This window comes from Flagellimonas taeanensis, assembly GCF_003584105.1.
In the GTDB taxonomy this organism is placed as follows: domain Bacteria; phylum Bacteroidota; class Bacteroidia; order Flavobacteriales; family Flavobacteriaceae; genus Flagellimonas; species Flagellimonas taeanensis.
This window is the reverse complement of record NZ_QXFO01000026.1, coordinates 274,703-283,294: the sequence shown is the minus strand read 5'-3', so window position 1 is coordinate 283,294 and position 8,592 is coordinate 274,703. Positions and strand designations below refer to the sequence as shown.

Below are 8,592 nucleotides of genomic sequence, written 5' to 3'. Positions count from 1 at the left end.
CTGAGGTGCTTAACCTTGCCGGTAAAAGTAACTCGTAGGCTCATTATGCAAAAGGCACGCCGTCACCCCCAAAGGGGCTCCGACCGCTTGTAGGCGTATGGTTTCAGGGTCTTTTTCACTCCCTTGTTCAGGGTTCTTTTCACCTTTCCCTCACGGTACTGGTACACTATCGGTCTCTCAGGAGTATTTAGTCTTGGCGGATGGTCCCGCCGGATTCACACAGGGTTTCACGTGCCCCGCGCTACTCAGGATACCACTATCTTTAACGCTCCTTGCCCGTACGGGACTGTCACCCCTATCGTGCAGCTTTCCAACTGCTTCCGGTTCGTCACGCAAAGAATCCCGTGGTCCTACAACCCCAACATTGCCGAAACAACATTGGTTTGGACTAATCCGATTTCGCTCGCCACTACTCTCGGAATCACTTTTGTTTTCTCTTCCTCCGCCTACTTAGATGTTTCAGTTCAGCGGGTTCGCCCACCTTGCGGTGTGACAGGCCTTCAACCTGCCGGGTTGCCCCATTCGGACACCCACGGATCAATGCTCATGTGCAGCTCCCCGTGGATTTTCGCAGCTTATCGCGTCCTTCGTCGCCTCTGAGAGCCCAGGCATCCCCCATACGCCCTTCTTTTGCTTGTCGCACCTGTGCCTAAGCACAGATGCCCTCTCGTAATCCTTATATATTCTATTCTACTTCGTGTTTCTTCTTTTGACTTCGCCATGATGGTAAAACCATCACGCTCCGTCCCAATATGTCAATGAACTTTCTGGCACACCGCCACCGATCGGTGGACGGCACTTGCCGTGGTGGAGAATAAGGGAGTCGAACCCTTGACCTCCTGCGTGCAAGGCAGGCGCTCTAGCCAGCTGAGCTAATTCCCCATTACCAGTGGTCAGTTAACAGTTATCAGTTAACAGTACTATAACGGTAACCCAACACCTAGAATTTCCTATTCAATACTTCTTTTAAAGAACTTTTATAGACCCTGGCCCCAAAGGCCAAAAACCTGCGGCACTGCCGCTTCCGTAGTCTCAGGCAGACTCGAACTGCCGACCTCTACATTATCAGTGTAGCGCTCTAACCAGCTGAGCTATGAGACTGCATCGGCCCAAAAATGGGCAGTATACCAAAAAACATATCGCAAGACAGCAAAAGGGAAAAAACCATCCCGATGCGGGACCGGAAAAAATTCCGGGCGTCATCTTCTCTAGAAAGGAGGTGTTCCAGCCGCACCTTCCGGTACGGCTACCTTGTTACGACTTAGCCCTAGTTACCGATTTTGCCCTAGGCCGCTCCTTGCGGTGACGGACTTCAGGCACTCCCGGCTTCCATGGCTTGACGGGCGGTGTGTACAAGGCCCGGGAACGTATTCACCGGATCATGGCTGATATCCGATTACTAGCGATTCCAGCTTCACGGGGTCGAGTTGCAGACCCCGATCCGAACTGTGACCGGTTTTATAGATCCGCGCCCCCTTGCGGGGTGGCTTCCCTCTGTACCGGCCATTGTAGCACGTGTGTGGCCCAGGACGTAAGGGCCGTGATGATTTGACGTCGTCCCCACCTTCCTCACGGTTTGCACCGGCAGTCCCGTTAGAGTCCCCGACTTGACTCGCTGGCAACTAACGGTAGGGGTTGCGCTCGTTATAGGACTTAACCTGACACCTCACGGCACGAGCTGACGACAACCATGCAGCACCTTGCAGGCGGTCCGAAGAAAGGGATGTCTCCACCCCATGCAGCCTGCATTTAAGCCCTGGTAAGGTTCCTCGCGTATCATCGAATTAAACCACATGCTCCACCGCTTGTGCGGGCCCCCGTCAATTCCTTTGAGTTTCAACCTTGCGGTCGTACTCCCCAGGTGGGATACTTATCACTTTCGCTTGGCCACGGAGACAATGTCCCCACAGCTAGTATCCATCGTTTACGGCGTGGACTACCGGGGTATCTAATCCCGTTCGCTACCCACGCTTTCGTCCATCAGCGTCAGTACATGGTTGGTCACCTGCCTTCGCGATCGGTGTTCTATGTGATATCTATGCATTTCACCGCTACACCACATGTTCCGGCAACCCCACCATGACTCAAGACCTGCAGTATCAAAGGCAATTTTATGGTTGAGCCACAAACTTTCACCCCTGACTTACAGGCCCGCCTACGGACCCTTTAAACCCAATGATTCCGGATAACGCTCGGACCCTCCGTATTACCGCGGCTGCTGGCACGGAGTTAGCCGGTCCTTATTCTTACGGTACCGTCAGCCACCTACACGTAGGTGGGTTTCTTCCCGTATAAAAGCAGTTTACAACCCATAGGGCCGTCATCCTGCACGCGGCATGGCTGGATCAGTCTTCCGACCATTGTCCAATATTCCTCACTGCTGCCTCCCGTAGGAGTCTGGTCCGTGTCTCAGTACCAGTGTGGGGGATCCCCCTCTCAGGGCCCCTAACCATCGTTGCCATGGTGGGCCGTTACCCCACCATCAAGCTAATGGTACGCATGGCCATCCCTGTCCGATAAATCTTTAATCACAACATCATGCGATGTAATGATACCATGGGGCATTAATCCAAGTTTCCCTGGGCTATTCCCCTGACAGGGGCAGGTTCCATACGCGTTCCGCACCCGTGCGCCGGTCTCAGGGGTGCAAGCACCCCCTACCCCTCGACTTGCATGTGTTAGGCCTGCCGCTAGCGTTCATCCTGAGCCAGGATCAAACTCTTCATTGTCTATCGTTAAATATCTATCGAGACATCCTCAAAACAAATCCGGTCCTTGACATCAAAATGGCTTTAATTCTCTTTACGCTGTCTTTTGCAATATGTATATGAACTTCTTTTTCCTCCCCCGGTCTACACCTCTCGGCCTTCCCGGAGCGCCCTGCCTTATCAGCTAAGCGGGTGCAAATATAAGAACGTTATTTCGACTCCGCAAAATGTTTTTCAGTATTTTTTTGAAATAAAAAATCATAAAAATGTAAGTGCTTGTTTTTCAACATTGCCTTTGTACTGCACACTGAAATTTTTATGAAAAGAAATTCCAAACCAATCCAAATCGGATCACAAAATCACGATAGGGATAGTTGGGCGCAGAATAGTAATTGGGTTCGGAAAAGATAGAATTCAGATGCTCTGCTTTTAAATAAATCCTAGTTTGTCTCACTTTGGCATTTATAAAAACATCCAATAACGGATATCCACCCAACTCCTCATTGTTCTGTATATAAAACTCACCCAACAATGGATTATAGGCATCCATATTGTAGGTGGTAAAATATTTGAAGGTGATCCCTGTCTGCAAGAACATCGCCTTTTTGAACACATCACTGGAAAAATATAGTGTGTTCCTTGTCACCAATTCGGGCAGGTTCAACACTTGGTTGTCCTGAGCAACATTCTGATACATAACCGTGTTCATGAGTGCCCACTTGCGCCATTTGAGCTCCTTGGTGTATTTCAATTTTAGGTGGTTCACCGTTCCGGATTCTTGAAACGGACGCACGAATGCAGTTTCCTGGGCATTGTCTATTTGCTCCTGTGTGGCCGTTGAAGCGAAATAGGTGTAATTGTCCAAGGTACTGTACTGTCCTTCCAAAAGTCCGTAGTTCTTTGTTTCAAAACTGAATTTGATGGTCTTGGCCCTTATGTTTTCAAAAGTGTCATTGTTCTGCCAATTGAAGTTCCTATAATCACTTTGGTACAGCAGGTAGTTGAAATTGGGCATACGCGAGGATGCATTTATCGCACCGGTAATGACATAATTATCATTTATCCTGTACCGGGCCATGCCATCAAAGTTATTGCCCGTGAGCCCACCCGAAACGGTATAGTTGACATTTCCCTTCAAAAACAAAGGTCCTATCCTATTGGAGTAGGCCCCACCGACGGATATTTCCTGTCCATCCAATTTGTTCTGGATGGTTTCCTCTTCGGTGATCAACAAGCTATTGAAGTAATAATTATAATTGTAGAGGGCAATGTTCCCAGACAATTTCCCCAAGGTCTTGTTCGAAAACTCCACACTCCCCTTGTTGTACATGGTCTTGAGCCTTGCTCGGTCCTCAATGGGTACCGAAAAGGGGTCTTCACCAAAGGCATCGTTCTGGGCCGATTGAACAAAATCGTACAGTTTGGTCTCATAGGCAAATTCGTGGCCTATGGCCAACGTTGTAGGGTCCATATCCGTGGAATCCTTTTTATGGTTGACCAGTTTGAGACGGTGGTCAAAAAAATAGCGCTTGCCCAATATGCGGTTTTCGGCATTGGTATAGAGCAGGTCAATTTTTGCCCTATCCTGAAAATCATCATCGTCTCCCTCAAACTGGCTCCTGTCCAAAAGCCCTCCACTCTCCTCATCTTCAAGTTCCTGTGCCGCTATGTGCCCCCTAAGGCCATATCTGCCATTTTGCGTTTCGTAATTGAATGTCAACCTGAACTTGCCATCTTGGGCCTGCTCATACCTGTATTTTCCCAAAGAGCGAAAGCCCGTATACGCTATGGATGCGTTAAACTTTTTTGACAGATTGAAGGTAAGCAATGCATCCAAAAACTGTCCTTGCTCCATTGTGGTCTTGAACATGAGCTCCGTCATTGGGGTGGGGACATTATAATAGGTAATATCTTCTTTTTCAAAATAGCCCACATTCTTTGCCGTCGCTCCAATTCTTGGATAGTAGGAAGTGGAAGAGAAGTCCTTGCCCAACTCATTGTACTGCTGCCCCATATTGGCAAAGGGCATGAGTTCAAAATCGTCTTTTCTAAGGTAGTTGTACTTGTATTCCTTGCGAATGGTCAAGGTAGTATCCAATGTAGTGGTATCTCTCTGATAGGAAATGATCTTGTAATCCTTAATGGAGATGGAGTCTACTTGGTCAGTTTGGGGCGGACCACCCTTCAACTTCGGCTTGGTCGCCTTTGAGGTATTTATCCGTGTGGAATCTGTTTGTTTCAATCCCAACGTATCCTTTTGGGCCACTTTCATGGAGTCCACTTCTTTTTGAGGAGGGAGGGAGTCTTGTTGTGCAGATAAAATATGGCCCAAAAAAAAGAGCAGGGTAAAAATCAGAAATTTCATTCCATGATATTAATCCAACAAAGGTAAAAGTTTTGTTTTTAAAGAAATGTGAATTTATTCAGCGTAAAAACCTGTTCAAAACTTGCAATAAGAACATAGGCTCTTCATTCAAAGAATTTTGAACAGGCATCTAAGTACCTTTTATTCAATACCTATCCACCGATTATAATTAAATTTGATGATTTTAAGATAAGTTTATGAAGTTTATAACCAACATCTTTAACCAATTTTTGCTTATTGCGACATGTTAAGAATCATCAATTAAAAACACCAATACGATAGAATGAAAAATAAACTATGCGTCCTGGCCCTTACCACAGTTTCTATAGGGTTTGCCCAGGTCAATTTCACAAATCCCGACGAAGCCTCCGTAGTATCCTTCCAAACAAAAGAAATCGATATATCATCGATGAAAACAGAAGGATCCCCATATTTCCAAGAAGAATTCAAAAGAGGAACGGTATATATGGATGGTCAAAAAAAAATCATCGGCAACTTAAGGTACAATGCATTCAACAGTGAAATTGAACTTCAAAGAGGTGATTCCGAATATACCGCAATTCTGAAGAGAAACAACATTTCGGTTAAGATTGCTGACGAGACGTATGTACTCATCCCTTACCATGACGATGTCAATGGCAATTTGAGAACCGGATATTTTGTGGCAATGAACCAAGGAAAAGTATCCCTATTACACAAACCTGAAAAAAAACTTCGCAGAGGACGAGCTGCGGCAACAAATTACGATAGAACCGTTCCCCCAAGGTATATAGATGTCAGCTCTTATTACATCCGCAAAGGAGATGAGCCTGCCACAAAGATTTATTTGAGGAAAAAATATTTCTATGAAATCTTAGGGAAAGAAAAAATACAGGACTATGTAAAGAAAAATAATCTTAGGCTCAACAATGTTGAGGATATAATCACTCTTCTGCAATATTATAATAATCAGTTGTAATTTCAGGGCAATTCAACATATAAATCAAATACCCTAAAGTCAACCGCTTCATACAAATAAGATTATGAACTCGGCATTTTAAATTTCTCACTTGAGAACTTCCTGAATCTTTGTTCAACACAATTACTAGCTTATAGTTCAGCCGAATATCCTTTTTAACCGAGGAGTTGGAATAAAAAAGACCGGATATCCAAGGATATCCGGTCTTTTTATTGATTAGTTTACGAACCACTGTACTTACTGAGCACAGAAGTCGATTTCAATAGGTCCAGCAGGGGTACCTGGCCCTCCCTGAGCCACTGTGTTTCCATTTGGAGCCACAATGCTGAAAGATATCTCTTCCCAATTATCACCTGGGAAAAACCATTCCGCAGACTCGATACCTTCAGGAATTTCAATCGTAGCTGTACCACTGAGCCAATCGCGATTACTAGAATCATACACGGTATCAAAACCGGTACAATCATAGTCGCTTCCCTCATAGGGTGTACAAAGTCCAACCTCAAATACGGTACCGTCACTCAATGTAATAGTGATACCTGAGCCTCCGTCTCCGGTGGTGGTTTGCCAACCATCGCCATAGCTATCTTCCATGTTAATTGTCCAAATACCGGGCGTGGGAGCGGAATCACACTGTCTAAACAATGTAACTGCAAGTGTTTTATTGCCGAAAGTCAAATCATTAGAATTAGACACATCAGTAAGATTAAGAATCAACTTAGTTGTACCTTCTTCTGGCAGTGCATCAAAATTACCTTGAACAGTTATCACACCTGCAAACTCTCCAGCAGAGATACCTGAGTTGCTAATGGTATACTGATCGGGCGTTGCAGTTGAAGCCGGATCCACTTCTACGGAAATAGTCCGTTCCACATCGGATTCGGTACTAGCTGTAACGATGACCTCTGCAGAAGCGCCCTCTACGGGCACACCAAGATTTACGGAAGAGGTGTTGAATGATGCAAGCGTCTGGCCAGACACAGGATCGTACACGATTCGCTCTTCTTCACAAGAAGAAATCACTAAAGCAACGATTGCAAAAAGAATTCCAATCTTTCTATATTTATTATTTTTCATCTTTTCGAATTGTTATCTATTAATAACCAGGGTTTGGTTCCATATTGGGATTCGCATTGATCTCATCAATAGGTATAGGAAACTGAAATCTATGGTCCCCTGCTGACAATGTCAATATTTCTGGAGGTGTTCCAGATCCATCTGCTATGTCGCCATTATTGGATCTCATAACAGCCTCACCTCTACGCTTGATATCAAAGAACCTATGTCCTTCAAAGGAAAGCTCGACTCTTCTTTCGTATTGGATGGCATCTTCAAGGGCTTGACCACTTTCTCCACCAACATAGGACGTATACCTTTTGTCCCTTAGCAAATCCAAAGTAGTAAGTGCCGCAGCAGGTTGATTGAGTTCAAACTGTGCTTCAGCTTTATTCAGCAGTACTTCAGCAGCTCTCAAAACTTTAATATCTACCCTGCCGTTTACCTGACCTGTCTCACCTAAGAACTTCCTAACCGCATTGTAATTATTTCCTTGGTTTGTGGCATCGTACTGTATAACCTCTCTTCGCAAATCATTTGCATCCAAGTTATTGAAGAATTCATAATCAACAACATACTCGGACACAGTATTTGGAGGGGTTGTTTGGCTGTAAAGAACACCCACATTACTAAACCCAGATTCAGATGAAGTATTTACAGACCATTCAATGATAACCCCATCGTTGGTGGTGTCCTCATAAACATCCAACAAAGCACCTTCAACTGTTGCGTCAACAATTGGGGCAGTAACCTGATTGGCTGCGTTTATAGCCAATTGGTAATCTCCATTGTAAAGATAGACCCTTGACAACATGGCATAGACTGCATTTCGGTTCAACCTTCCTTCGCCATTGTTAGTCCCAATGAGGTCTGCTGCCTGCTCCAAGTCATCAATTATCTCGGTATAATTACTCGCAACCGTTTCCCTTGCCGGTTGTGCAAAAGGATCACCGGTATCCCCATCCTCAACCTTCAAATATACAATCCCCAAGGAACTGTTTGCATCTGCACTCTGAGTAGGTATCTTGGCATATATTCTGGCTAGGTCAAAATGTGCAATAGCCCGGGCGGCCATTGCCTGGCCAAGGATATTGTCCTTCTCTGGACCATCCACCAAATTATCAATTTGACCAATTACTAAATTTGCCGCGTTTACGGCTTCATACGCCTCACTCCAATAAAGTGTAATGGCCCCACCTGTGTTAGGGTTATACCTATAATCGTAATAGACCTCATTCGAACGACGGCCCGTTTGCGCCAAGATGACGTTATCCGAGAGGATATCTGGAAGACCTTGCAGCCCAGAACCAGAACTGGCATAGTAGTTCCAAAATTGGCTATAGATACCATCCACTCCATTTTGGAAGCTTGATACACTGTTAAAGAATGTTTCCGGATTACCTTCCGTAAACGGCTGAAGACCGTTCAGTTCATCATCGCACGACACAAACGCAGTTGTGGTGAACAATGCCAAACAATATATATAAAACTTATTTTTCATGTCA

General features: G+C 45.3%; 4 protein-coding genes, 2 tRNA genes and 2 rRNA genes (1 of these 8 running past the window's edge). 1 reads left to right on the top strand and 7 read right to left on the bottom strand.

The features are described from left to right. The 5 genes from D2V93_RS15160 to D2V93_RS15140 all read right to left on the bottom strand — a co-directional run. A 23S ribosomal RNA gene (locus D2V93_RS15160) occupies nucleotides 1-641 on the bottom strand; it reaches 2,176 nt to the left of the window's first position. 164 nt (nucleotides 642-805) lie between these two features. Then, nucleotides 806-882: transfer RNA gene (locus D2V93_RS15155), tRNA-Ala, on the bottom strand. Nucleotides 883-1,027: 145 nt separating this feature from the next. Next, nucleotides 1,028-1,101 (bottom strand) — tRNA-Ile (locus D2V93_RS15150). 111 nt (nucleotides 1,102-1,212) lie between these two features. Beyond that, nucleotides 1,213-2,729 (bottom strand): 16S ribosomal RNA (locus D2V93_RS15145). The 16S and 23S rRNA genes sit together here with 2 tRNA genes alongside, the layout of an rRNA operon. Nucleotides 2,730-3,024: 295 nt before the next feature. Beyond that, nucleotides 3,025-5,073: a putative porin gene (locus D2V93_RS15140; RefSeq protein WP_119619990.1), complete on the bottom strand. Its 2,049-nt coding sequence runs from the start codon at nucleotides 5,071-5,073 to the stop codon at nucleotides 3,025-3,027. A 283-nt stretch (nucleotides 5,074-5,356) separates the two neighbouring features. Here D2V93_RS15140 and D2V93_RS15135 point away from each other — a divergent pair, with 283 nt between their 5' ends. Continuing rightward, nucleotides 5,357-6,031 (top strand): hypothetical protein, encoded by a 675-nt coding sequence (locus tag D2V93_RS15135; protein WP_119619989.1) that lies wholly within the window; start codon nucleotides 5,357-5,359, stop codon nucleotides 6,029-6,031. Nucleotides 6,032-6,268: 237 nt separating this feature from the next. Here the strand turns inward: D2V93_RS15135 and D2V93_RS15130 are convergent, their stop codons facing one another. Then, the gene (locus D2V93_RS15130) at nucleotides 6,269-7,108 is read right to left on the bottom strand and encodes a hypothetical protein (RefSeq protein ID WP_119619988.1); all 840 of its coding nucleotides are present in this window, start codon (nucleotides 7,106-7,108) and stop codon (nucleotides 6,269-6,271) included. A gap of 19 nt (nucleotides 7,109-7,127) precedes the next feature. Continuing rightward, the gene (locus D2V93_RS15125; RefSeq protein WP_119619987.1) at nucleotides 7,128-8,588 is read right to left on the bottom strand and encodes a RagB/SusD family nutrient uptake outer membrane protein; all 1,461 of its coding nucleotides are present in this window, start codon (nucleotides 8,586-8,588) and stop codon (nucleotides 7,128-7,130) included. Between the last annotated feature and the right edge of the window lie 4 nt (nucleotides 8,589-8,592).

What these genes read in the sequence shown, in the direction of transcription:
- D2V93_RS15135 (WP_119619989.1), top strand. Translation starts at nt 5,357, where the DNA reads ATGAAAAATAAACTATGCGTCCTGGCCCTTACCACAGTTTCTATAGGG.
- D2V93_RS15130 (WP_119619988.1), bottom strand. Translation starts at nt 7,108, where the DNA reads ATGAAAAATAATAAATATAGAAAGATTGGAATTCTTTTTGCAATCGTT.
- D2V93_RS15140 (WP_119619990.1), bottom strand. Translation starts at nt 5,073, where the DNA reads ATGAAATTTCTGATTTTTACCCTGCTCTTTTTTTTGGGCCATATTTTA.
- D2V93_RS15125 (WP_119619987.1), bottom strand. Translation starts at nt 8,588, where the DNA reads ATGAAAAATAAGTTTTATATATATTGTTTGGCATTGTTCACCACAACT.